This is a genomic window from Campylobacter concisus (assembly GCF_002913045.1).
GTDB classification, from domain to species: Bacteria; Campylobacterota; Campylobacteria; order Campylobacterales; family Campylobacteraceae; genus Campylobacter_A; species Campylobacter_A concisus_AP.
In genome coordinates this window covers 50,761-74,217 of sequence record NZ_PPAF01000026.1, presented here as the reverse complement: position 1 = coordinate 74,217, position 23,457 = coordinate 50,761, and the positions used below count along the sequence as shown (strand labels likewise).

Below are 23,457 nucleotides of genomic sequence, written 5' to 3'. Positions count from 1 at the left end.
TTTTAGCTTTGCGTAATTTCGTATCCATCGTTATCAAATGAAAAAACCTCAACCCTAAAATCACCAAATTTACTCTTTAAAATATCTTGTAAATTTTTAGCATCGTCATTGTAAGCGATGTTTAAAAAACTAGAACCTGAGCCTGAAAGCGTGCTCATTAAAGCACCATTTTCATAAGCTACTTTTCTAACTTCAAAAAGTTCTTCTAAAGCGTGCATTCTACGCTCTTCATGCATCAAATCTTTGCTTGCTATTTTTAAGAGATCATACTTTTTTTCATAAAAACAAGATGTTAAAAAAGCAGCATGAGATAAGTTATTTACACACTCTTTCATCGTATAGTTCTTTGGTAAAATTTGTCTTGACGAGGATGTACTCATTGGTTTATTTGGGATAACAACTACTGCCTTTATCTCGTCACTTAAGCTTATTTTATTTGCGTAAACATTGCCATTTTTTACAATCGCACTGATAAATCCGCCGTGAACTGCTGGCGAGATATTATCAGGATGGGTTTCGTAGATGATGGCTTTATTTAAAACTATCTCTTTACTTGCCTTAAAGCCAGCCATTTCGTACGCTGAAGCAATGGCTCCAACGATAACAGCGGAGCTACTGCCAAGTCCCCTTGAAAATGGGATATTATTTTCAAAAACGACTCTAAAATTTTCATTTTTACCAGTTAGCTCAAAAAAAATTTCATTAAAAATACTTAAGAATATATTATTTCTCTTTAAATTTACACTTCCACTGCCTTCGCCGTTTATCGACACTGAGCTAAATTTTGCTGGCTCGATTTTCACGCTATTAAAAAGCTTCAAACTAAGCCCCAAAGCATCGAAACCAGGACCCAAATTTGCACTTGTTGCAGGCACTAAGATGTTCAAAATTTCTCCTAAACTGCTTGAATGATATAATCTGGAAGTGTATCTGAATTTAGTTTTAATTCATCTAAATTTAAAGGCAATCTAAATCCTGCTGGCTCTACTTTTTCAAGTGAAATTTTGCCATCTTTTAAAATGAAGCTTAAATTTTTATTTGCTCTGATCGCTTGGCCTCCATTTAAGCTAAAGCCGCTAACCGCATAAAATTCGCAACCCTTTGCTAAAGAGAAAGTCTTTAAAATGACATAGGCCACCTTTAACCCCATAAAGCTTCCTGGCGTATTTGCATAGATAATTTTTGTGATATTAAATTTAGAGGATAAATTTTCTAAGATTTTTATCAAAGCTTCACTGACATGTTCATCAGTCGTAATTTCATCAAATTTTACGCCGTCTTTATATACTCCAACTAAAAGCGGAGTAGATAAAGAGACAACTAAAATTTCAATATTTTCTATGCAAATACCTTTTGATACTCTTTTAGAAGTTCACCATTTAGAGTTGCGATCTCGTAGTTTTTCTCATCGGACATCAAAGCAAGAGTTAATTTGTGATTTAGGTCATGGCTTCCAGCAAATGCTGTATAATCGCCCAATAAAGGCGCTCCAAGCAAGCTTAAATCACCAATCGCATCTAAAATTTTGTGCCTTACAAACTCATTTTCAAATCTCAAACCTTCTGGATTTAGGATATGCGTATCATCGATTGCCACGGCATTATCAAGCGATGCACCAAGAGCTAAATTTTGAGCTTGCAAACGTTGTAAATCTTTCAAAAAGCCAAAAGTCCTAGCACGAGCTATATTTTTTATAAAAGAGCTTTTACTAAAATCAAAAACATATCTTTGTTCACCAATAACTGGATGATCAAATTTTATCGTATAGTCAAATTTTGGACTTCTTGAAGGTGAAGTTCGCACAAATTTAGAACCCTCAACGACTTCAACTTCGCGGCGGACAAGAATTACTTTTTTGCCAGCATCAAGATATCTTATACCAGCTTCATCAAGTAGCATACAAAAGCTTATTGCACTACCATCCATCACTGGAATTTCATTTGCATCAACAGAGATTCTAATATTATCAATGCCATAACCATTTATGGCTGACATCAGGTGTTCGATCGTACTAATAAAGCCCTTTTCGTTGCCAACAACGGTTGCCATTTGCGTATTTATAACATTTTTAGGCTCAGCTTTAAAACTAATACCAAGATCTTCGCGGTGCAAAATAATACCAGAATTTGCATCAAGAGGTTCTAGTATAAGTCTTATCGGCTCACCTTTATGAAGCCCTATACCAACGGTCTCAACGCGTCTTGCGATAGTAGTTTGTTTCAAGAATTTTCCTTATATTTTTGATCCGCTTATGATAGCACTAAAAAATCAATTTTGCAAATTTTTAGTTCTTGTCTATCATCGCTTTTGCAGCATCTAAGACACTTGTGATATTGTCTTTTATCCACTTTTTATCCATCCATTGTTGAGGTCTTACCTCTTCGCCTTGGACTAAAATTCCAAAGTGAAGGTGATCTCCAAGTGCAAGGCCGCTCGTTCCAGTTGTACCTATCTGATCACCAGCAGCGACCATATCGCCCTCTTTTACTCTAGTGCTTGAGCAGTGTCCATAAAGCGAATAAAGCCCAAATCCATGATCGATCACAATATTTAATCCATAAATTCCATTTTCAGATGCTAGCACAACACGACCAGCATTGCTAGCTATAATAGGAGCTGCGGCCACACTTGCAAAGTCTATTCCCATATGCCAAGACTCGCTTACTTGCTCGTTATTATATGTATAGTATCGGTGATCGGCGAAGTCAGCCACTTTTTTACCATTTCTTAGTGGGTAAAATGGTGTCACACTAAAGCCAGTTAACATCTCATCACCAGGATTTGTAGTAAGTGCTGTTATCTTTTCCTCATTTGAGTTTCTAAGCGTTTCATTGACAAATCTCATTTTCTCAAGCCTTGAAAGCGCGCTTGGATCTTTTGCATATTGATCAGTTAGATCAACTATCTTACCATCTAAAAATCTATCATTTAATGCAATAGTTGAAGTTTTATACTTTACATTTTCATAAAAATATCTAACATGTGACTTGCTTTCGTTGCCTGCAAAGTCTCTTGCAATGACCTCGGCACTAAAATTTTCAACCTGAACTGGCCAAGCAACAAGTGCTGCATAAAAGCCCTCTTTATAAAATGGCACAGCTTTAAATTTCTTACCAAAATTTGTCTGGACATAGGCCTCTTTTAGCTGGTTATCAGTCGCTCTAAACACCACAACAGCACTACCACCTTTTGAGATAGAATAAGATTGCGAAAGTACGTAAAGATCAGGCTTTGAAGTATCAAGCACTACTTCAACCTTTTTGCTAGCTTTGTTGCCAGTAAAAAAACTCCATTTGCTAGTATCTACAGCTTCGATATTCATCTCATAGGTATCTTTTTGAGCAAAAAAGCCAGTCTTTGGAAAGGTTAAATTTACATCAAGCTCAGTACTTGGATTTTGCATGATTTGATTTAACAAATTTAGATCATTTTTCCCATCATTCATACTAATTCGTACAAATTTTATACCACTATCGTCTTTAAATTTGATATTCATTGGGGTTCTAAGATTCCAATAAACTTTATCAGCAACACCGATTATCGGTTCATTTCGCTCAAAATCTTTTGACATCAAAGCATAGCCAAAACCACCGACTAAGATTAAAATTAGCAAAAGCACAACAATACCAAAACCGCCAATTCCACGTCTATACATATATTTTTACCTTAAATTTAATTTGCAAAATTTTACACGTAAATCAATAAATTTTTAGTTAATTACAAAATTTCTCTTACAGCTCTAGCGTCGCTCATCCATGCAAAAAGCTCATCCCAACGCTCATCTTTGATGAGATCTTTGCACAAATTTAGCTCTTTTTCAAACATGTTTATGGCTTCAACAACATTATTTTTATTTTGCTTAAAGATATCGCTCCACATAAAAGGCGAACTCTTTGCGACACGTATCATACCCTTAAATGTAGGTCCGCCAAGTGCTACGATGTGCCTTTTATCCTCTTCTTTTAAAATTCCACTAGCAAGCGAAAATGCGATCGCATGAGGCAAATGTGAAATAAGACCCACGTGATGATCATGTTCTTTCGCACTCATAAAAATAATCTTCATACCAAGGCAAGAAAATAGCTCAACGCTTCTTTTTACATGTTTTTCTGCGCTCTCAGCAAAATCGCAAACTATGACAGTTGCTCCTGTGTAAAGTGATTTAAAAGCAGCCTCTGGACCAGAATACTCAGTACCTGCCATCGGGTGAGCTGGGATGAAATTTTTACGAATTTTTTCTGGTACCGCCTCGATGATCTTTTGTTTGGTTGAGCCAAAATCAATGATAGTTGTATCTTCGCTGATATCGGTTAAATTTTGCACTATTGATACGATAGCTTCAACTGGCACAGCCAAAAAGATGATGTCACACTTCTTTTTCATCTCGTCAATGCTTAAAATTTCATGCACCAAGCCAAGTTCTAAGGCCTTTTTGCTATGATTTTCATCTTTGTCATATCCACTAACACAAGAGATTAATTTTTCATCTTTTAGTGCAAGACCAAGCGAGCCACCCATAAGACCAAGTCCGATGATACCTATTTTCATAAAAAACCTTCAAAATTATAAAATTTAAATTTATTAAAAATAAAATATGATATTATACGCACTTATACTAAAACTCTAGGTTAAATTTAATGAAAAAGAAATTATTTTTATTAGCATTAGCTTTCAGCGGCCTAAGCGCACAAACAATCCAGTCAATAAACTTTAAAGGCCTAATTCACCTTTCGCCTGAAGTAGCAAGCCAAATAATGGGCTTAAAAGTCGGTCAGGATCTGACTCCAAAGCTTAGCGATAAGGCGATCACAAATTTATACAAACAAAACTATTTCGACGATATCTACATAGAAGATACAGGCAATGGTAATCTTTTAGTAGCTGTAAAAGAGAAGCCAAGTGTTGCTAGGGTCGATCTAAAAGGCGTCGTAACAAATGACAAAACTGCCATAGAGTCGTTAATCAATATCAAACCAGGCAATATGTACGATGAGCTTACAATAGAAAAAACTAAAGAGAGAATTCGTCAGTATTATGAGTCAAAGGGATATTTTGATACCGTTGTAGACGTAGAAAAACAACCAGTTGCAGACAACGACAGCTCACTTTTTATAACACTCAACATAAACCGCGGCGAAAATATGATAATCAAAAATGTAAATTTAGTCGGCGCAAAAGAGTTTGATTATGATGACATTGAGCCAGTAGTTGCAAATAAAAGTAGAGAATTTATGGGCTGGCTTTGGGGCAGAAATGACGGTAAAGTTAAACTTTTTGAGCTTGAAAATGATCCAGCAAGAATACAAGACAAATATTTCCAAAAAGGCTATTTAGACGCGACTATTTCGTCACCTTATTTAAATTCATCGTTTGATAATTACACAGCTGATCTTACTTATTATGTTCATGAAGGTGAGCCTTATAAGGTTTCAAATGTAAGCATTACAGCACCTGAAGAGCTGGAGCTTGACACTAAAAAGATCATAGATGACTTTAGGCTTGAGGCTGGCGATACGATGAACTCAGCAAGACTTCGCCAAGATATGAAAAAGCTCGATGATATGGTTGCTGATAAAGGTTATGCGTTTGTGAAGGTCTATCCAAAGACTGATAAATTTGATGAAAATAAAACTGTCGATATTGATTATGAAGTAGATCCTGGCGAAAAAGTATATATAAGAAATGTTCAAATTTCAGGAAACGATAGGACCGTTGACCGCGTTGTAAGACGTGAACTTTATCTAACCGAAGGAAATTTATATAGTAGAACCGACCTTCAAGACTCAAAAGATGCGCTAAAAAGAACAAGCTACTTTGACGATGTCGAGATAGAAGAAGATCCAGTTGATAAAAATACAGTCGATCTAAAAGTAAAAGTAAAAGAAGCCTCAACTGGCTCAATAAGCGGCGGTATCGGATACGGCAGCAGTGACGGACTACTACTAAATGCAGCACTTTCTGATACAAATATCTTTGGCTCTGGCCTTCAAGGACAAATAAGCGTAGATAAAAGTGACAGAGAGCTTTCAGGTCAGATAAGTCTTACAAACCCAAGAATTTTCGACTCAGAGTATAGCCTTGGCGGAACACTTTATGCAAATGACTATGACTGGAGAACATATAAAGAGAGAAGCTATGGCTTTAGCACAACTCTTGGTAGAAAACTAACTAGAAATTTAAGTGCATCGCTTACTTACAATATTGAGCAAAGCAAAATTACTCTAAAAGATGATGAACTAAGAGATATCAACGCAAAAACTAAAAAAGAAATTTATAGAGAAGGTAAAGCTATAAAAAGCGCTATAACTCCGGCTTTAACATACAATAGCACTGATGATTATTACTTACCAAGACGTGGCATCATAGCTAGTACATCATTTGAGATAGCTGGACTTGGTGGCGATATAGACTTTATCAAAAATCGCACAAATTTTAACTACTACCTAGGTCTTAGAGAATACATCGACTACGATCTTATCTTAAGATACAAAGCAAGCTTTGGCAAAATTTGGGAAAGAGGATATACTCCGATCAACGAAAGACTTTACCTTGGTGGTATAAGAAGCTTACGTGGTTACGAGAGCAGAACCGTATCTCCAAAGGTAAAATATAATGGCGACTACTACGAATACGGCGGCGAAACTTCATTTAATAATTCAGCTGAAATAAGCTTTCCTATAATAGATCGTGTCAAAATGCGTGGTGTTGTATTTTATGACTACGGTATGATCGGCGAAAATAGCCTAAATGAGATAAAAAGATCATCAGTTGGTACAGGTATCGAGTGGATAACACCTATCGGACCACTTCAACTAATCTTTGCAAAAGCTCTTAAACCTAAAGAGGGCGATGATACAAATACATTTGAGTTTACTATCGGAAGACGCTTCTAATAAGATACTTTGAAGGGGCTAACTTACCCCCCCCCTTCAAACCTTTACAAATAAACAAACTTTAAGTCATATAAGAAAAAGCAAGGCAAACATTAGATATAATCCCACAATTTTTAATATAAGTGGGTAAAAATATGAATTTCTCAGATATTTTTTCAAAGATAAGAAAAGCTCAACCTCGTCCAGAAGAAGCGCCTACACACTGGGTAAAATGCGATAATTGTCACTCACTGATGTACTACAAAGAAGTTGAAGCTTGTTTTAATGTATGCCCTAAATGCGGCTATCATATGAGATTAAAAGCTACTGATCGCATAAATTTGATCTGCGATGAAGGTAGCTTTGTAGAATTTGACGCAAATTTAAAACCAGTAGATCCTTTAAATTTTGTCGATAAAAAATCATACAAAAAAAGAATTTCAGAAAATAAAGAAAAAACAGGACGCACAAGCTCAGTGATATGTGGCGAAGGTAAATGCGACGGACAAGAGATTCAGCTGGTTGTTTTTGACTTTGGCTTCATGGGCGGCTCATTAGCTTCAGTTGAGGGCGAAAAGATCGTAAGAGCGATAAAACGTGCGATCGAAAAACGCCAAGCTTTAGTCATAGTGAGTGCTTCAGGCGGAGCTAGAATGCAAGAGAGTACATTCTCTTTGATGCAAATGTCAAAGACATCAGCCGCTTTAAAACTACTTGATGAAGCAAAGCTGCCTTATATCTCAATACTTACTGATCCAACAATGGGTGGCGTTAGTGCTTCTTTTGCTTGGCTTGGAGATCTAATAATCGCTGAACCTGGCGCATTGATAGGCTTTGCTGGTCAAAGGGTCATCAAACAAACCATTGGTGCTGATTTACCAGAGGGATTTCAAAGAGCTGAGTTTTTGTTAGAACATGGCTTAATCGATGCTATTGTGCCAAGAAGCGAACATAAAAAATATATAAGCGATATGGTTAAATTTCTCACAAATAACAAGACAATGCATCAAAAAGAAAGACAAGATGAAAATGGAAATAACTTTGAACTGAAGCTAAAAACCAAAGGCTAAATTTGGAAATTTCAGTTTTTAGCATTCAAAAATCATCACGTGACAACTTTGAAAACGAAATACAAGAATATATAAAAATGAGTGCAAAATTTGCTAAGATAAACAATAAAGTCTTTTTCAATGAAAAAATAGCAAAAGCTCAAAGCACTGGAAAAAGCGAAGCATTAAGAGCTTATGATGAAATTTACGAGCCAAATTTAAAAGGCTTTTGTGTGATGCTTGATGAAAATGGCTTGCAACTTGACAGCCAAGAATTCGCACAAATTTTAAACTCAAATTCACAAATTAACTTTTTCATAGGTGGAGCTTACGGCCTTAGCCAAAATTTAAAAAATAAAGCGCAAAAAATTGTAAGCTTAAGCAAGATGACGATGGCTCATAAGGTTGCCAAGCTTGTACTTTTTGAGCAAATTTTTAGAGCGCTTTGCATAAATGCAAACCACCCATACCACAAATAAAGGAATATAAATGACACAAACTGAGCTAAATTTTTTTAAAAAATTACTTGAAGAAAGAAAATTACAGATCAAAAAAAATATCTATGATTCATCTGTTGAAGTAAATGGCTTAAGAGATAGTGGTGTAAGCGATGAGTTTGATATAGCCTCAGTAAATACAGACCAGCTAATAGAGCATTCGATCTCGACGCAACAAAGAGCGGAGCTATCAGAGATAGATGAAGCACTAGAGAAGATAGCAAATAAAACTTATGGAATTTGTGATATGTGCGAAGAGGAGATCAGCATACCGCGACTAAAAGTAAAACCGCATGCAAAATACTGTATAACTTGCCGTGAAATAATCGAAAAAACAGCAAAAAACTAAGGAGAAAATATGAAAACTAGAAAATTTCTCGTCTATTGCATAATCTACATAGTAGTTATTGCAGGGCTTACTTATTCTCTTAATAGTTCTGATTACACATTTGAGCTTTTAGGCCAAACTATAACTTTGCCAATTGCTATTTGGGTCGCTCTTCCAGTAGCTGTTTTAGCACTTCTTGCTCTACTCCATATCGCTTATCATGGATATGCTTTTTATAGATATAAAAAATGGATCAAAAAAGATAGCCAACTTTATAAAGACTTAGCCAAAGAGACGCTTCTTGGCTTTGAGAGCAATAAAGACTTCAAAACCGACACTTACAAGATCGCCTCACAGCTTACTCGTTCTATCTCACCAGTAGGCGAGCTTAAAGATGTCGGTGTAGATGATGCTGAGATAAACAATATCTTACAAACTATAAAAAGTATAAAAAATAAAGAGATCGTCGATCTAAAGAAATTTAGATTAGCAAAAGATAGCAAGTTAAATATCCTAAATGAGCTAAATAAAATAGAGCAACTACCAACTTACTATCTTGACATACTTAAAAACCAAGATCAAAATGAGAGCCTTAAAAAAGCTGCATTTGATAAACTCATAAAAGTAGCTTCTTTTAGCGAGATCAAAAGATTAAATTTTGAACTAGCAAGTGAAGATATAATGCTTATTATTACCCGCTTTGTAAATGACGAGATCGATCTAAATAGTGATGAAATTTTTGATCTTCTAAACAATGCCAAAATAACAAAAGCTCAATACGATAAGGCAGCTGTAATGCTTAAAAATAAGCTAAAACCAGATGCATTTATCGGCATCTTTGAGAAGTTAAAAAGTATCCATGCTGATGCTGATGAGGCTTACGTATATGCGCTATTTGAGCTTCAGATGCTTGATAAAGTAAGAGAGGCTATCGAAGGTAGCGACCCAGATGAGTTTAAAGAGATAAAGGTCTTGCTGTTTTTACGAGATAACGGTAAAATGGTGCCTAGCTCGTTATTTTTTAAATGATAGACTTTAGTAAAAAGCCACTTTTCTTAGCGCCACTTGCTGGCTTTTCTGACTTGCCGCTAAGAAGCGTAGTTAAGAAATTTGGCTGCGATGTCACCGTTAGTGAGATGATCAGTGCAAACGCTCTAGTATATGAGAGTAGTGACAAAACGCTTGAAATGATTAAAAAATCCCCAAACGAAGAGCCTTACATCGTTCAAATAGCTGGTAATGACATAGAAAATATAAAAAAAGCTGTGCAAATCATCAATAAATTTGATGGAATTTATGGGCTCGATCTAAACTGCGGCTGCCCCGTACCAAAGGTCATTAGACAAGGAGCGGGATCGGCTTTGTTAAACGATCTTGATAAGCTTCAAAGTATAATCTCAGCCATAAAAAGCACTTCAAACAAGGAAAGCCTAAGCGTTAAATTTAGACTTGGCTTTAACGACAAAAATGAAGAGCAGATAGCAAAAGCCTGCGAAGAAGCCGGCGCAGACTATATCGCAGTACATGGGCGTACCAGAGCTGGCGGATACAGCGCAAAGGTTGATTACGAAGCGATCGCTAGGGTAAAGGCAAGCGTGAAAATCCCAGTCATCGCAAATGGCGATATCAACGCACAAAATGCAGATGAAATTTTAAACCTCACAAAGTGCGACGCCCTAATGATCGGTAGAGCAAGCATTGGTAATCCTTGGATATTTCACGAGATAAAGACCAAAACTAGCGTAGATAAGGCGCTAAAACAAAAGATCATCCTAGCTCACTTTGATGCGATGATCGAGCACTACGGTGAGCACGGACTTTGCATATTTAGAAAGCACTTGCATCAATACAGCAAGGGCATCGACGGTGCAACAACCTTTAGAAACGATATAAATTTCATCAAAGACGCGACAGCGATGAGAGAGCGCATAAGGGAGTTTTTTGCCTAGATGCAAGGCTATATCCTGCGCGTGCAAAAGGTCAGAGACGAGGACCTTTTAGTCTTTGTGCTAACGCCAAATTTGCTCGTAAAGTCGTATAGATTTTTTGGCGCTCGCCACTCAAATATCATGACCGGCTACAAGATCGACTTTGAGCTAGAGCAAGAGGCAAAATTTCTACCAAAGCTTAGAAGCATACTTCATCTTGGCTTTAAATGGCTGTTAGAGCGAGACAAGCTCATCATTTGGCAGCAGTTCATGCGCCTACTTTATGATCATCTAAAAGAGGTCGAGCAGCTCGATGAAATTTATTTTAATGAGCTTGATCGCTGCGCCAAACAGATGCAGCTACAAAATCCAAAACGCCTTATCATCGAAAGCTACGTCAAAATTTTAGAGTATGAAGGTAGGCTTCACAGCGAGCTTGAGTGCTTCATCTGCGACGAGGAGATAGAGAGTGAACTTTGCTTAACTCGTGGTTTTTTACCCTCTCACAAGCACTGCCTAGATAGAAATGAATTTGATGCTAATAAAATCAAAAATTTGTTTGATACAAAAAGCACGATCGAGCTAAATGATGATGAGATAAACCGACTTTATAAAATTTTACTTGACGGACTTTAAACTCTATTATGACTATTTTTTAAGCTTCAATTTTCTAAGTTATAAAATTCTAACCAGTAGCTTTTTGCACTAAATGCTTTTGTATTTGTTGTATATGACAGTTTTGATTTATTAACAAGTACAAGAATTTCATCTATTCATACATTTTTTTATTTATTTTGATACGAGCTAATTAAAATAGAAATATTTACAGCTTGCTTCTTGGGATTAGTCCCAAAAAACAAGTAAAATTTTACTCTTCACTACTGCTATTGAGAGCAAAAAAAGTATCAGTATGGATATTTTCAAATGATGCTTTTAGCGAAGTAAAAAGCTTTGGATTTTCTTTTTCTAAGGTTACTAAAAGCTGTTTGGTTTCATACCTAGCATGCGGCATCTTTACGTCAAATCTCATTGCAGGGCATGCTTCATCACCGATAACTCTTAATTCATTTTTGATAGCATTTTCGCGAAGCTGTCTCTCGCGAACGAAGATAAATGGCCTAATAACCGTGATTCCATTTTTTGCAGTATATTTTGGAGCAAGCGTCCTTAATGCACCATTATATGTAAAGTTCATAAAAAAGCTCTCCGCTGCATCGTCTAAATGATGAGCAATCGCAAGTTTATTAAAACCATGTTTTAAGGCGTAAGTATAAAGATAACCTCTTCTCATACGAGAAAAGAAACTACAAAAACTGGAATTCTTACGGATTTTCTCTTTTGAAATCTCAAAGATTGAGCTATCTATCACTTCATGCTCTATTCCGTGCTCATTGCAATGCTTCGTAAGATAAGCGTAGTCCTCACCCATGCCGTAGCTTAGTGTTACTGCTTTAAACTCAAATTTTTCAGGTGTAACGTTTTGGATATGCTTTAGTACGTGAGCTAGTGCGAGGCTATCTTTACCACCGCTAAGACCAAGCAAGATCTTATCTCCGCCCTCTATCATCTTGTATCTGGCATTTGTCTGACCAACTTGCCTAAGAAGCCTTTTGCTAAGCTCTATCATAAATTTTCTACCATTTCAAGTATAAATTTTGCACTAACATTTGCTGAATCTTGCAAAAATTTATCAAAGTCAAACTCTGCTGCATCACCAGCTCCATCGCTGATAGCTCTTAGTATAAAAAATGGCACACCAAGTGTTTCGCAAACTAGTGCAACGCTAGCACCTTCCATCTCAGTAGCGCTCGCATTAAATATCTTTTTTATCCAATTTTTCTTTTCATTATCACAGATAAACTGATCTCCGGTCGCAATAATACCAGCACTTAAGCTCATATCTTTTTTATCGGCTATCTTTTTTGCCAGTTCATTTAGCCCTTCATCACTTTTGACAAAGATGCTTGTGCCTGGCACATAGCCATAAGGATGTCCAAAAGCCGTAATATCAAGATCATGCTGCACTAAGCTAGTAGCATAAAGCATATCACCTATTTTTAAACTCTCATCAAGTGAGCCAGCTACGCCAGTAAAGAGCAATTTTGAGGCCTTAAATTTTTCTATCATCAAAGTTGCTGTTATAGCTGCATTTACTTTGCCTATCTTTGAATAGGCAATGACTAGCTCTTTTCCTTTATAGTTTGCTAAGTAAAATTTATTATTTGCATATTGAACAGTTTTGTATTCACCAACCATTTCAAGGATCGGTGTTATCTCCTCTTGCATAGCTCCTAGTATCGCTATCATCTCTCCTCCAAAATTTTCACAACTTCTTCAAGACTTGCCATATCAGTAATACTATAAGTTGGCTTTTCAGTAATTTTTTTATTGATGCCCTTTAACGTCGCAGCACCAAGCTCGATAAAACAATCAACATTATTTTCATAGTTTTTAATGCTTTGTTTATAGCAAACTGGTTTTATTAGCTGCTCTTTTAGCAGAACTAGTGCTTCACTTTTATCGGTATAAATTTTAGCATTTACGTTTGAGACAACTGGAGAAAATTTGGCAGCCAAAGTACTCTCAAGCTCACTTGCCAACCTAACACTAGCTGGCTCAAGTATCGGACAATGGCTTGCTACTGACATATTTAAAAGCATTGCTCTTTTTGCGCCAGCTTCTTTAAATTTTGCTTCATAGCTAGCAAGATCGGCTCTTACACCAGCGACAACGATTTGTCCATCGCAGTTGTAGTTTGCAGCATAAATTTGCAAACCTTCTTCTCTTGCTTTTTTACAAATTTCTTCAACCACTTCATCACTAAGTCCAAGAACTACCATCATGCCAGCATCTTTGCCAACGCAGGCTTCTTGCATAAATTTACCACGTAAATTCACAAGCCTAATCGCATCAATAAAATTAAATGCTCCACTAACTGCAAGAGCGGTAAATTCTCCAAGTGAGTGCCCAAGACTAAATTCTGGTTTTTCTTTAATAAAATTTGAAAAAGCCAAATAAGTCATTAGTGAGTTTAAAACAATAGCTGGCTGAGTAAATTCTGTTTTATCTAACTTATCGTTTTGTGTAAATAAAAGCTCTTTGTAATCAATGCCAGTATCATTACAAGCATCATTTAAAAGTAACTTAGTAGTAGAAAAATTTTCGTAAAAGTCTTTTCCCATACCAATACTTTGCGAGCCTTGGCCCGCAAAAACAAAAGCAAATTTTTTCATTTTAGCTTCTTAGTGATGGTGATGTCCATGTCCACCGCAACCGCAACCACCATCCTCGTGTCCGTGTCCATGCCCGTGTCCATGACCCCCGCAGCACTCATGCTCATGCTCATGATCGTGACCACCACAACCGCAAGTATGAGCCCCAGCCACCATGCCTGTTGCTTTTTCATCTTCTGTCGCATCTCTAACTTCTAAAACTTCAACATTAAATAGTAAATCTTTACCAGCATATGGGTGATTAAAATCAACTGTCACTTCATCATCTTTGATCTCTTTAACAATAACACGAACGCTTGAGCCATCCTCATTTTGACCAAAAAGTTCCATTCCTTCATGCAAATCTATACCAGCAAATTGCTCTTTTGGTAACGACTGAATGGCTTCATTATTATATTCACCACAACCCTCTGCTGCCTTTACGCTTATAGTTGCTCTTTCGCCTGATTTTAATTTGCTTACTTCTTCTTCAAGCTTTTCTATAATATGGCCATGCCCTGTTATAAATGAAATTTGGCCACCTTCTTGCATGTTTGACTCTAAAATTTCACCAGTGTTAGCATCTTTTAGTTCGTAAAACATAGTTATAACTTGATCTTTACTCACAATAATCTCCTTAGATTTGGTTTTTTGATTAATGTGGGATTATATCTAAAAAAGATTAAAATTTAGTTTCTATTGGGAGAGGCTTTGGCTTCTTTGCTATCTGGATAACCGACTTTTAAAGCCTTATAAAATCTATTTGCACTTTGCGTATCACCTATCTTATCAAAGCTTATAGCTGTGTGATATAGAAGTTTTGGTGTATAGTCAGCCTTATCTTCGTCATGTATGCTTTTTTTATAGTATTGTATAGCTGTACTGTATGATTTTTGACTGTAAGCAACTTCACCTAAATAATAATTTGTTGCACCAGTTTTATAGCCTTTTTTATTTAAATATTCAAAATATTCAGCTGCTTCTGTACTATTGCCAGAATTTAGAAGTTTAATGCCATCAGCCAAAATATCTTTATCGCTTTTTCCACTAAAATTTGAAGTTGGCTTATTTTGTTGTTTTGGATTTGCATTTTGCTTTGGTTGGGCAGCATTTTTATCCATTATTGCACCTAGTTTGTTTAAGGCTGCAGTAATATTTTTGTAGTTTTTGTCTTGTATATCTCTAGTCTCATCAACATAAGCCTTCAGTGATGTCAAACTTACACCAGAATCACTTATGCCCCCATTTACCTTCGTCTCTATATCATTTATTCTCTGCTCAAGCTTATTCATTCTAGCACTCATGCTCTCAATCAAGCTTTGCAAACCTTGAAGTTGTTCTAAAACACTATTCATATTCTCTTCAATATTTTGAACACTTCGCTTATTATTTAGGGTAGCTTTTTCATTGTCAGTTAGACCATATGGATTCGCACTATCCATATTGCCTGCATCAAAAGCTGAAATCTCTTGACCGGAGGTAATAGAGATAGTGGCTCCAATGAGAGCCACTATAATTGATTTTTTGTTCATTATTATTTAATTATAAATTATGGAAGTACTTTGAAATCTGCACGTCTATTTTGAGCATCGCAAGCTTTTGTTTTATCTGTGCAAACTGGATTGCTTTCGCCGAAGCTAACTACAGCGATTCTATCAGCACTAACGCCATTTCTTACAAGAGCATCTTTAGCGCTTTTAGCACGTTTTAAACCAAGGGCATAGTTATACTCATCTGTACCCCACTCATCGCAGTTACCTTCTACTTTTATAGAAAGAGCTTGAGCGTCAGCTTGGTTAAATACTGATGCATTTGAGCTAACAACGCCTTGTTGATCAGCTTTGATATTAAATTTATCAAAGTCAAAGTATACACTTTTAACTTGACTCTCGATGTTAGCAATAAGAGCTGCTAATCTATCAGCATCACTCATGCTACCTGAATTGTCTGCAGATTGATTTGAATTTGAATTCATATCAACTTCAGGGTTTTTTGAGCTACAACCGCTCAACAATAAAGTTGCAACTGCAACACTTGCTAGAACTACTTTTTTCATTCCTTATCCTTTTTTAGAAATTTGGTCGAATTATATCACAAAAATTTTAAATTTTATCAGAATATTACCAATCTATAGATTGAATTTTTCCTACTTTTAAAGGAAACTGAAAACTTCTGTTTTCATTTAACCTAACAACTCCTAGTGAACTTTGACCGCCAAGCTCTTTTATAAAGACGACACTTTGCCCATCGCTTGAGAATCTTGGATAGTTATTTTTGCCATTTGCTGTAAGCTGGCGTATAAAATCCGTTTGAGTTGAAATTAGATATATATTAAAACTACCGCTTGCTTCCCTACTTGAATAAACAACATAATTTTCAAATGTGCTTACAGAGTTGTTATTCTTACCATGAAATACCATTTGTTCAACGCTTCCGCCAGAAATCGCAGGAGTTGCAAAAACATTTGGATAACCAAGCCTATCTGATACAAAAACTATCTTACTATCATTATCTACAAAATTTCCATTTACATCTATACCTGGATAATTAGTAATCTGCGTCAAATTTTTACTATTTGTATTATAAATAAAGATATCTGGTTGATCTTTTGGTGCCATGGTTAATAAAATTTTACTTCCATCTTTACTAACATCTGAGGCTATAAGCATGCCGATGCTATCAATTATCTTTGTTTTTGTACCAGAATTTAGATCATATCTAAATAAAGTTGGCTTATTGCTTACATAAGATGTATAGTAAAATTTACTTTGATCAGCTCCAGCCCATTTAGGGAAAATATTTAGTCCACCACTTACTATGGTCTTTTGATATGTAAGTGTATAATCAGCAACTATGATAGAACTTTGGCGAGCTGAAGTATATTTTGAAAGAATAATAAATTTTTCCATCCAGCCAACTGGTGGTAAATTTAGTTCATTAGTAAGCTCAACTATACTTTTATGCGCTAAAAACGGATACTTTGCACCGTCTGGCATTGTATAAACCTTCTCATATTTTGTAGTTGCTGTCTTAGCGTTTATCAGTTTTACTCTTAAAGTAAGAGGCGAGCCCATAGAGCCTTCAAGAGCATATCTAAAGATAAGCTCGACGCCTTTATCACTCATTGTATTAGTGGTTGCATCTCCTTCATAGGTAGAAGGCACATGATCTTCGATTACTTCAAAATCGGAACTAACCTTTAGATCTCCTAGCATGATTTTAAAGAATTTATCTTTAAAAGCCATATCGCTAACAGCAGTTGTTGCATCTTGCAAAGCTATCTTTGGCAAGGCAATACCTTGATTTACAACAGATATCGTCGCATCAGCAGCATAAAGCCCTAAAGCAACGCATAAAAAAAGAAAAATTTTCTTCATCTCTACTCCATAATTTTATAAATTTTAGTTTATTTTATCTTCTAAATTTAAATTAAAAGTAGTGCTCTTGTCTGGATTGAAAGGAAATTTCTCCGTCGTAAGCTTTTCAAGACACTCTTTTACTTTTGCATTAAATTCTTCATTGTATGATAGCTCTAAAATTTCATAGCTAAAATTTCCACTTTGATCTATCATAACTTTAACTTTAGCCAAATTTGCAGAATCAGCCTTATAGCTTTGCCATCTTCTTTGAATTTGTTTTGTTATCGCACCCATTAGTGGATCGTAAGTACCGGTAGATTGTGATTTTGGAGCGGTTGGATTTTGATCTATCTTTAGGCTTTTTATAATATCACTAGCCTCTTTTGCAGCCTTTGAGCTAGAGGCCTCGCTCTTTTTACGGCTTTGCACTTTATTTTCAACCTTTTTTATACCATCATCTTTTTTAAGTTTTGTAGGGTCTATGTCACTAAAGAGATCTTTTATATTTGGCTCTTTGGGTTTTGGCTTTTCAACTGGCTTTGGTGTAGGCTTAGGCTCAGGTTTTGGCTCTGGTTTAACATCTTCTTTAGACTCTTCACTTGGTTTTGGGATTTCAGGCTTTGGTTCTGGTTTTTTAGGCTCAGGTTTTGGTTCCTCTTTTGGAGGAGTTGGTAAGCTTGGCGTAGGCAATGGTTCATCTGGTACAACAGGCTTATTTGTAGTCTCTTGCTTATCTTCTTCAGATTCCTTTTTAGGTTCAGGCTTTGTCTCTTTAACTACTTCATCTGCTTGTTTTGGAGCTTTAATGGTTTGATCAACTTCTCTATCAACCATAACCACATCCATAATAGCATCTTTATCATCAGTATATTTTTTAGGAGGTTCTGCAAAAAAAGTAAGCTTTATAAACAAAATAAGTATAATAATAACGTAAATACAAGACGCTACAAGAAACGAACTAAGCGTTGGAAATTTAACTTTATTTGACATTTTAACCGTTTGTCTCTAAAGCTACTTTATTAAAACCAGCACCTTTCAAAGTCTTTAATACAAACATAACATCATCGTATTTTAAATTTTTGTCAGCTTTTATATAGATAGGCGAGGTTTTATCGTATTTTGTACTCATTAATGCAATATTATCAGGAAACTCAGCAAGGCTCATAGTACTCTGATCAATTCTAACTTGTCCTTGCGAATTTATAGATACTATAAGGTCTTTTTGCTTAGATGTTGAAGTTTTCGCCTTTGAACCATCTGGAAGAGTAATATCCTCTTGATATGTTATAGTTGGCATAGTAACCATTAAAATGGCTAGTAAAACAAGCATAATATCAACAAGAGGAGTTATATTTAGCTCTGGTGTCTCATCGGTAAATTTAACGGCCATTTATAGTATCTCATCATCTTTTTTAAGTGCTATCATAACATCAGCCTGACGCTCAATAACACTCATTAATTCATAAGCTTTTCTTTTTATGAGTAAATTAAATGTATATGCTGGGATGGCAACAAAAATTCCGCAACCAGTTGCAACAAGTGCCTCTGAAATAGCTGGAGCAATAATACCAAGTGATGAACCTCCACCATTTCCAAGCTGTGAAAATGTCTCTAAAATAGAAACAACGGTTCCAAAAAGACCGATAAAAGGCGAAGTAGATGCTATTACACTTAGCCACGTTAGTCCACTTGTAGCATTTTTCTCGGCTATGCTTATACATACATTTAGCTTTTCTCTTGAGATTCTTCCATTTGCACATTTTCTCAAAGACGAATCATTTGGAATATTTTTAGCACCCATAAGCAGTGCTTCAAGTGCATTTTGCTCACGTTTTTGCCAAGCTCCAATACCAGCCATTCTTGAAAAAAGAATTGTGAAACTAACTATAAAATATATTGACAGCCAAGTTAAAACAATAATTGTAATAAAACTACTTCTTTGAATGTAATTTAAAAATAAATCTATACCGCCCACTTATCTAGTTCTCACTACATTTTCCATTTTAGATATAGTTGCTGCAAAAGCATTTGTATCACTACTCATGCTCTCTATCAAATTTCTAGCAGCTTCCAATGAATTTGCAATCTCGCTTTCGCTATCACCAGAGACGTAAACCGCACCGTCAGCAAGTATTACTACCTTACCTTCGTCAATCTTTGCATATCCCCAGTTAATCGCAACAACATCATGTTTTTTATTTTTATGTTCTATATCTATAATACCTGCTTTTAAAAGAGATATTAATGCGGCGTGGTTTGGCAAAACACCAAACTCACCCTCGCTACCTGGAAGCACTACACTGCTCACGTCATCATTAAATATCTGACCTTGAGGAGTTACGATCTCTAAATGTAATTTATCCATTACGCTTCCTTTTTAAATTTAAGCCTTAAGTTTCTCAGCTTTAGCTAAAGCCTCATCTATATTTCCAACCATATAAAATGCTGCTTCTGGTAAGTGATCATATTTACCCTCTAAAATTCCCTTAAAGCCAGCTATATTTTCGTCAAGACTTACATATTTACCAGGGCTACCCGTAAATACTTCAGCAACAAAGAATGGCTGAGATAAAAATCTCTCGATCTTTCTTGCTCTATCAACTGTTAACTTATCTTCTTCGCTAAGCTCGTCCATACCAAGGATAGCGATGATATCTTGAAGATCTTTATATTTTTGGAGAACAGCTTGAACGCCGCGAGCTACCTTATAGTGATCTGCTCCTAAAATTTGAGGATCGAGCATTCTTGAAGTAGAATCAAGCGGATCAACAGCCGGATAGATACCTTTTTCTGCAATTGATCTGTTAAGAACTGTCGTAGCATCAAGGTGAGCAAAAACAGTTGCAGGAGCTGGGTCTGTAAGGTCGTCAGCTGGAACGTAAACAGCCTGAACAGAGGTGATCGAACCTTTTTTAGTTGATGTGATTCTCTCTTGGAATTTACCCATCTCGCTTGCAAGAGTTGGCTGATAACCAACAGCTGATGGAATACGTCCAAGTAGAGCTGACATCTCTGCACCTGACTGAGAGAAACGGAAGATGTTATCAATAAACATTAAAACATCAAGTCCCATCTCGTCGCGGAAGTACTCAGCCATTGTAAGACCAGTTAGCGCGATACGGTTTCTTGCTCCTGGTGGCTCGTTCATTTGTCCATAGCATAAGGCAACTTTATCCAAAACGTTACTTTCTTTCATTTCATGATAAAGGTCGTTACCTTCACGAGTTCTCTCACCAACACCCGCAAATACAGAATAGCCGCTGTGTTTAAACGCAACATTGTGGATAAGCTCCATAATAATAACCGTTTTACCAACGCCAGCACCACCAAATAGACCTACTTTACCACCCTTTGCATAAGGAGCTAGAAGGTCAACTACCTTGATACCAGTTTCAAAAATTTCACTTTTTGTGCTTTGCTCTTCAAATGGAGGAGGATCGCGGTGGATAGACCAGTGCTTATCAAAATTTATATCCTCGCCCTCGTCGATCAAATCGCCAACTACGTTAAAAATTCTACCCAAAACTTTTTCGCCAACTGGCACACTAATAGGTGCACCAAGCGCTTTAGCTTCTAAGCCACGAGTCAGACCCTCACTCATATCCATAGCGATCGTTCTAACTCTATTATCACCTAGGTGAGCAGCAACTTCTAATATTAGTTTATGTTTCTTGCCCTCAACCTCAAAGAAAACTTCGATAGCTTCATTGATCTTCGGCAAGTAGTCATTAAAGTCAACATCGACCACAGGGCCCATAACTTGACTAATAACACCCTTCATTCATACTCCTTTTATTTCATTGATTCAACACCACTGATGATCTCGATAAGCTCAGTGGTAATAGACTCTTGTCTTGCTTTATTGTAAGCAAGATTTAACTGTTTAACGCGTTGTTTAGCATTGTTTGTTGCATTATCCATAGCTTGCATTCTAGCGCTGTGCTCAGCCGCCAAAGAGTCAACTAAGGCATAATACATACTATACTCAAAATATTTATTGAGCAATTCATCCATAATCTTAGTATAGTTATCTTCTGGCTCAAATTCCATCAAAGAATTTGTCTCAACAGCAACTATCTTAGACGGCTCAATAGGCACAATATCATTTACTCTAATCTCTTGAGAAATCATATTTTTATAACCATTGTGTACTAGCACGACTTTATCAGTTATGCCATTTGTAAAGTCATCAATGGCGTCTTTTATGATCTTTTGAGCTTTTTCATATGTAGGAGAAGAGCTAGCTCCGACGTAAGTTTCAAGTAGCTCAACGCCTTGAAAATTGAAAAATTCTATACCTTTTTTACCAACAGCTCTTAGTCTGACTTTGATCTTTTTAGCTTTTAGCTCATCGATCATGCGCCTAACTGTCTTTATGGTCTGGACATTAAAGCCACCGCAAAGCCCTTTATCAGCGGTAACAAATATAATATCAACCTTTTCTACACTCTTTGTTGTGTTAAAAAATTTACTCTCAGTCATAACTGAAGCATATTGATTGATCTTATAAGCTATCTCTGATAAAACCTCATTGATCTTAAGAGCGTAAACTCTAGAGTAGCGAGCAGCCTCTTCGGCTTTGCGAAGCTTTGCTGTTGAGACAAGCTTCATCGCACGCGTCGTCTTTTGAGTGTTCTGGACGCTCTTAATCTTTCGTTTTATATCTTTTAAATTTGACATATCTCAGCCCTAGTTAGCGGCAAAAGTCGCTTTAAAGTCTTTCAACGCTTTATGTAAAATTTCTTCTACTTCTTTATCAAGAACCTTTTTAGTTCTGATTTGCTCAAAAATTTCAGGGTATTTTGCCTCAATATATGGATATAGCTCAGCCTCAAATTTTGTTACATTTGCAGTTGCAACATCATCTAAATAACCCTTAGCGCCAGCAAATATTATAACTACTTGATTCTCAACTGGAAGTGGAGAATATGGAGGTTGTTTTAGTACTTCAACCATCTTCTGACCACGCTCTAGTTGTTTTCTGGAGCTCTCATCAAGGTCGCTTGCAAATTGAGCAAACGCTTGTAGCTCGCGATACTGAGCAAGGTCTAGTCTTAGTGTACCAGAAACTTGTTTAATAGCTTTTATTTGAGCCGCACCACCAACACGAGATACAGAAAGACCAACGTTGATCGCTGGACGGATACCTGAGTTAAATAAGTCGCTCTCAAGGAAAATTTGACCATCTGTAATAGAAATAACGTTTGTTGGAATATAAGCTGAAACGTCGCCCGCTTGAGTCTCAATAATAGGTAGAGCTGTTAAAGATCCCGCACCTAGTGCGTCATTTAGCTTACTTGCTCTTTCTAGAAGTCTTGAGTGAAGGTAGAAAACGTCACCTGGGTAAGCTTCACGACCTGGTGGTCTTCTTAAGATCAAAGACATCTCACGGTAAGCAACCGCGTGTTTTGATAAGTCATCATAGATGATTAATGCGTGGCGAGAGTTATCTCTAAAGTATTCACCCATTGTTACACCAGCATAAGGAGCAAGGTATTGAAGAGCAGCTGCATCACTAGCACCAGCGTTTACAACTATCGTATAGTCCATAGCACCGTACTCTTCAAGTTTTTTAACGACTTGAGCAACGGTTGATTGTTTTTGACCGATAGCTACATAGATACAAATAACATCTTGACCTTTTTGGTTGATGATAGTATCGATAGCAACTGTTGTTTTACCAGTTTGGCGGTCGCCGATGATTAGTTCTCTTTGACCTCTACCGATTGGCACAAGTGCGTCGATCGCTTTGATGCCTGTTTGAAGTGGCTCATGAACACTTTTTCTTGCCATGATACCTTTTGCTTTTTCTTCAACAAAGCGAGATTCAGTAGCTTCAATTGGGCCTTTAGCGTCGATTGGCTCACCTAGTGAATTTACAACACGACCAATCAATGCGTCACCAACTGGAACGCGTAGAAGTTTTTTAAGTCTTTTTACAGAGCTTCCTTCTGTGATACCGCTAGTTTTTCCAAGGATAACTATACCAACACTGCTCTCTTCAAGGTTAAGAGCCATACCCTTTTCGCCGCTTTCAAACTCAACCATCTCACCAGCCATAACGTTTTTCAAACCATAAACGTTAGCAACGCCATCAGCGACTGAGATGACTTTACCGGTCTCTTCTACATCAACACTTAAATCAAAATTTTCAATACGCTCTTTGATTATCGTGCTAATTTCGTCAGCTTTAATTTTTGCACTCACGCTTT

At 36.5% G+C, this 23,457-nt stretch carries 26 protein-coding genes; 7 read left to right on the top strand and 19 right to left on the bottom strand.

The window, feature by feature from the left end:
- Positions 1-2: 2 nt before the first annotated feature.
- From thrB to CYP43_RS02940, 5 genes are all read right to left on the bottom strand, one after another.
- Complete coding sequence (gene thrB / locus CYP43_RS02960) at positions 3-887, bottom strand: homoserine kinase (RefSeq protein WP_103582438.1); 885 nt, start codon at positions 885-887, stop codon at positions 3-5.
- An 8-nt stretch (positions 888-895) separates the two neighbouring features.
- Positions 896-1,258: a glycoprotease gene (locus tag CYP43_RS02955; protein WP_103582437.1), complete on the bottom strand. Its 363-nt coding sequence runs from the start codon at positions 1,256-1,258 to the stop codon at positions 896-898.
- Positions 1,259-1,338: 80 nt separating this feature from the next.
- Entirely contained in the window at positions 1,339-2,223 is an 885-nt protein-coding gene (gene lpxC, locus CYP43_RS02950) for a UDP-3-O-acyl-N-acetylglucosamine deacetylase (protein WP_084108771.1), read from the bottom strand.
- A gap of 61 nt (positions 2,224-2,284) precedes the next feature.
- Positions 2,285-3,655, bottom strand: a complete 1,371-nt coding sequence (locus tag CYP43_RS02945) for a M23 family metallopeptidase (RefSeq protein WP_103582436.1) — start codon at positions 3,653-3,655, stop codon at positions 2,285-2,287.
- 62 nt (positions 3,656-3,717) lie between these two features.
- A complete protein-coding gene (locus tag CYP43_RS02940) occupies positions 3,718-4,548 on the bottom strand; it encodes a prephenate dehydrogenase (RefSeq protein ID WP_084108777.1) in 831 nt (276 codons plus the stop codon).
- An 89-nt stretch (positions 4,549-4,637) separates the two neighbouring features.
- On the opposite strand from CYP43_RS02940, the gene bamA reads away from it, so the two are divergent.
- The 7 genes from bamA to recO all read left to right on the top strand — a co-directional run bounded on the left by bamA (position 4,638) and on the right by recO (position 11,310).
- Positions 4,638-6,893, top strand: coding sequence for an outer membrane protein assembly factor BamA (gene bamA, locus CYP43_RS02935; RefSeq protein WP_054196232.1), 2,256 nt, complete (start codon positions 4,638-4,640; stop codon positions 6,891-6,893).
- Between the two features lie 134 nt (positions 6,894-7,027).
- Positions 7,028-7,942: an acetyl-CoA carboxylase, carboxyltransferase subunit beta gene (gene accD, locus CYP43_RS02930; RefSeq protein ID WP_103582563.1), complete on the top strand. Its 915-nt coding sequence runs from the start codon at positions 7,028-7,030 to the stop codon at positions 7,940-7,942.
- A gap of 2 nt (positions 7,943-7,944) precedes the next feature.
- Entirely contained in the window at positions 7,945-8,400 is a 456-nt protein-coding gene (locus CYP43_RS02925) for a 23S rRNA (pseudouridine(1915)-N(3))-methyltransferase RlmH (protein WP_103582435.1), read from the top strand.
- A 10-nt stretch (positions 8,401-8,410) separates the two neighbouring features.
- Positions 8,411-8,767, top strand: a complete 357-nt coding sequence (dksA, locus tag CYP43_RS02920; RefSeq protein ID WP_035167251.1) for an RNA polymerase-binding protein DksA — start codon at positions 8,411-8,413, stop codon at positions 8,765-8,767.
- Between the two features lie 9 nt (positions 8,768-8,776).
- Positions 8,777-9,775, top strand: coding sequence for a uroporphyrinogen III synthase HEM4 (locus CYP43_RS02915; RefSeq protein ID WP_103582434.1), 999 nt, complete (start codon positions 8,777-8,779; stop codon positions 9,773-9,775).
- Positions 9,772-10,695, top strand: coding sequence for a tRNA dihydrouridine synthase (locus CYP43_RS02910; protein ID WP_103582433.1), 924 nt, complete (start codon positions 9,772-9,774; stop codon positions 10,693-10,695). The genes CYP43_RS02915 and CYP43_RS02910 overlap by 4 nt, the downstream gene beginning before the upstream one ends.
- The gene (gene recO, locus CYP43_RS02905) at positions 10,696-11,310 is read left to right on the top strand and encodes a recombination protein RecO (RefSeq protein ID WP_103582432.1); all 615 of its coding nucleotides are present in this window, start codon (positions 10,696-10,698) and stop codon (positions 11,308-11,310) included.
- 232 nt (positions 11,311-11,542) lie between these two features.
- Here the strand turns inward: recO and CYP43_RS02900 are convergent, their stop codons facing one another.
- The 14 genes from CYP43_RS02900 to atpA all read right to left on the bottom strand — a co-directional run bounded on the left by CYP43_RS02900 (position 11,543) and on the right by atpA (position 23,452).
- Positions 11,543-12,301 (bottom strand): tRNA 2-thiocytidine biosynthesis TtcA family protein, encoded by a 759-nt coding sequence (locus CYP43_RS02900; protein ID WP_103582431.1) that lies wholly within the window; start codon positions 12,299-12,301, stop codon positions 11,543-11,545.
- Positions 12,298-12,981: a 5'-methylthioadenosine/adenosylhomocysteine nucleosidase gene (locus CYP43_RS02895; RefSeq protein WP_085657710.1), complete on the bottom strand. Its 684-nt coding sequence runs from the start codon at positions 12,979-12,981 to the stop codon at positions 12,298-12,300. Before CYP43_RS02895 ends, CYP43_RS02900 begins: the two co-directional genes overlap by 4 nt.
- A complete protein-coding gene (gene fabD, locus CYP43_RS02890; RefSeq protein WP_103582430.1) occupies positions 12,978-13,907 on the bottom strand; it encodes an ACP S-malonyltransferase in 930 nt (309 codons plus the stop codon). The genes CYP43_RS02895 and fabD overlap by 4 nt, the downstream gene beginning before the upstream one ends.
- Before the next feature lie 9 nt (positions 13,908-13,916).
- On the bottom strand, positions 13,917-14,519 hold the full coding sequence (locus CYP43_RS02885; RefSeq protein ID WP_223154487.1) for an FKBP-type peptidyl-prolyl cis-trans isomerase: 603 nt from the start codon (positions 14,517-14,519) through the stop codon (positions 13,917-13,919).
- Between the two features lie 56 nt (positions 14,520-14,575).
- Entirely contained in the window at positions 14,576-15,418 is an 843-nt protein-coding gene (locus CYP43_RS02880; RefSeq protein ID WP_103582429.1) for a tetratricopeptide repeat protein, read from the bottom strand.
- 17 nt (positions 15,419-15,435) lie between these two features.
- Complete coding sequence (locus tag CYP43_RS02875) at positions 15,436-15,942, bottom strand: OmpA family protein (RefSeq protein ID WP_021090913.1); 507 nt, start codon at positions 15,940-15,942, stop codon at positions 15,436-15,438.
- A 64-nt stretch (positions 15,943-16,006) separates the two neighbouring features.
- On the bottom strand, positions 16,007-17,263 hold the full coding sequence (gene tolB / locus CYP43_RS02870) for a Tol-Pal system protein TolB (protein ID WP_103582428.1): 1,257 nt from the start codon (positions 17,261-17,263) through the stop codon (positions 16,007-16,009).
- 24 nt (positions 17,264-17,287) lie between these two features.
- On the bottom strand, positions 17,288-18,235 hold the full coding sequence (locus CYP43_RS02865) for a TonB C-terminal domain-containing protein (RefSeq protein WP_103582427.1): 948 nt from the start codon (positions 18,233-18,235) through the stop codon (positions 17,288-17,290).
- Position 18,236: 1 nt separating this feature from the next.
- Complete coding sequence (locus CYP43_RS02860; RefSeq protein WP_072593819.1) at positions 18,237-18,635, bottom strand: biopolymer transporter ExbD; 399 nt, start codon at positions 18,633-18,635, stop codon at positions 18,237-18,239.
- Positions 18,636-19,220 carry a MotA/TolQ/ExbB proton channel family protein gene (locus tag CYP43_RS02855; RefSeq protein ID WP_051288435.1) on the bottom strand — a complete coding sequence of 195 codons (585 nt, stop codon included), beginning with the start codon at positions 19,218-19,220 and terminating at the stop codon, positions 18,636-18,638.
- Complete coding sequence (gene atpC / locus CYP43_RS02850; RefSeq protein WP_103582426.1) at positions 19,221-19,610, bottom strand: ATP synthase F1 subunit epsilon; 390 nt, start codon at positions 19,608-19,610, stop codon at positions 19,221-19,223.
- Between the two features lie 18 nt (positions 19,611-19,628).
- Positions 19,629-21,026 (bottom strand): F0F1 ATP synthase subunit beta, encoded by a 1,398-nt coding sequence (gene atpD / locus CYP43_RS02845; protein ID WP_103582425.1) that lies wholly within the window; start codon positions 21,024-21,026, stop codon positions 19,629-19,631.
- Positions 21,027-21,037: 11 nt separating this feature from the next.
- Entirely contained in the window at positions 21,038-21,925 is an 888-nt protein-coding gene (gene atpG / locus CYP43_RS02840; RefSeq protein WP_103582424.1) for an ATP synthase F1 subunit gamma, read from the bottom strand.
- A gap of 9 nt (positions 21,926-21,934) precedes the next feature.
- On the bottom strand, positions 21,935-23,452 hold the full coding sequence (gene atpA, locus CYP43_RS02835) for a F0F1 ATP synthase subunit alpha (protein ID WP_009294343.1): 1,518 nt from the start codon (positions 23,450-23,452) through the stop codon (positions 21,935-21,937).
- Positions 23,453-23,457 lie beyond the last annotated feature (5 nt).

Bases quoted from the DNA above. Each gene is read 5' to 3' on its own strand.
- CYP43_RS02945 (WP_103582436.1), bottom strand. From the start codon at position 3,655: ATGTATAGACGTGGAATTGGCGGTTTTGGTATTGTTGTGCTTTTGCTA.
- CYP43_RS02940 (WP_084108777.1), bottom strand. From the start codon at position 4,548: ATGAAAATAGGTATCATCGGACTTGGTCTTATGGGTGGCTCGCTTGGT.
- bamA (WP_054196232.1), top strand. From the start codon at position 4,638: ATGAAAAAGAAATTATTTTTATTAGCATTAGCTTTCAGCGGCCTAAGC.
- accD (WP_103582563.1), top strand. From the start codon at position 7,028: ATGAATTTCTCAGATATTTTTTCAAAGATAAGAAAAGCTCAACCTCGT.
- dksA (WP_035167251.1), top strand. From the start codon at position 8,411: ATGACACAAACTGAGCTAAATTTTTTTAAAAAATTACTTGAAGAAAGA.
- CYP43_RS02915 (WP_103582434.1), top strand. From the start codon at position 8,777: ATGAAAACTAGAAAATTTCTCGTCTATTGCATAATCTACATAGTAGTT.
- CYP43_RS02910 (WP_103582433.1), top strand. From the start codon at position 9,772: ATGATAGACTTTAGTAAAAAGCCACTTTTCTTAGCGCCACTTGCTGGC.
- recO (WP_103582432.1), top strand. From the start codon at position 10,696: ATGCAAGGCTATATCCTGCGCGTGCAAAAGGTCAGAGACGAGGACCTT.
- CYP43_RS02900 (WP_103582431.1), bottom strand. From the start codon at position 12,301: ATGATAGAGCTTAGCAAAAGGCTTCTTAGGCAAGTTGGTCAGACAAAT.
- CYP43_RS02895 (WP_085657710.1), bottom strand. From the start codon at position 12,981: ATGATAGCGATACTAGGAGCTATGCAAGAGGAGATAACACCGATCCTT.
- fabD (WP_103582430.1), bottom strand. From the start codon at position 13,907: ATGAAAAAATTTGCTTTTGTTTTTGCGGGCCAAGGCTCGCAAAGTATT.
- CYP43_RS02880 (WP_103582429.1), bottom strand. From the start codon at position 15,418: ATGAACAAAAAATCAATTATAGTGGCTCTCATTGGAGCCACTATCTCT.
- CYP43_RS02875 (WP_021090913.1), bottom strand. From the start codon at position 15,942: ATGAAAAAAGTAGTTCTAGCAAGTGTTGCAGTTGCAACTTTATTGTTG.
- tolB (WP_103582428.1), bottom strand. From the start codon at position 17,263: ATGAAGAAAATTTTTCTTTTTTTATGCGTTGCTTTAGGGCTTTATGCT.
- CYP43_RS02865 (WP_103582427.1), bottom strand. From the start codon at position 18,235: ATGTCAAATAAAGTTAAATTTCCAACGCTTAGTTCGTTTCTTGTAGCG.
- CYP43_RS02860 (WP_072593819.1), bottom strand. From the start codon at position 18,635: ATGGCCGTTAAATTTACCGATGAGACACCAGAGCTAAATATAACTCCT.
- atpC (WP_103582426.1), bottom strand. From the start codon at position 19,610: ATGGATAAATTACATTTAGAGATCGTAACTCCTCAAGGTCAGATATTT.
- atpD (WP_103582425.1), bottom strand. From the start codon at position 21,026: ATGAAGGGTGTTATTAGTCAAGTTATGGGCCCTGTGGTCGATGTTGAC.
- atpG (WP_103582424.1), bottom strand. From the start codon at position 21,925: ATGTCAAATTTAAAAGATATAAAACGAAAGATTAAGAGCGTCCAGAAC.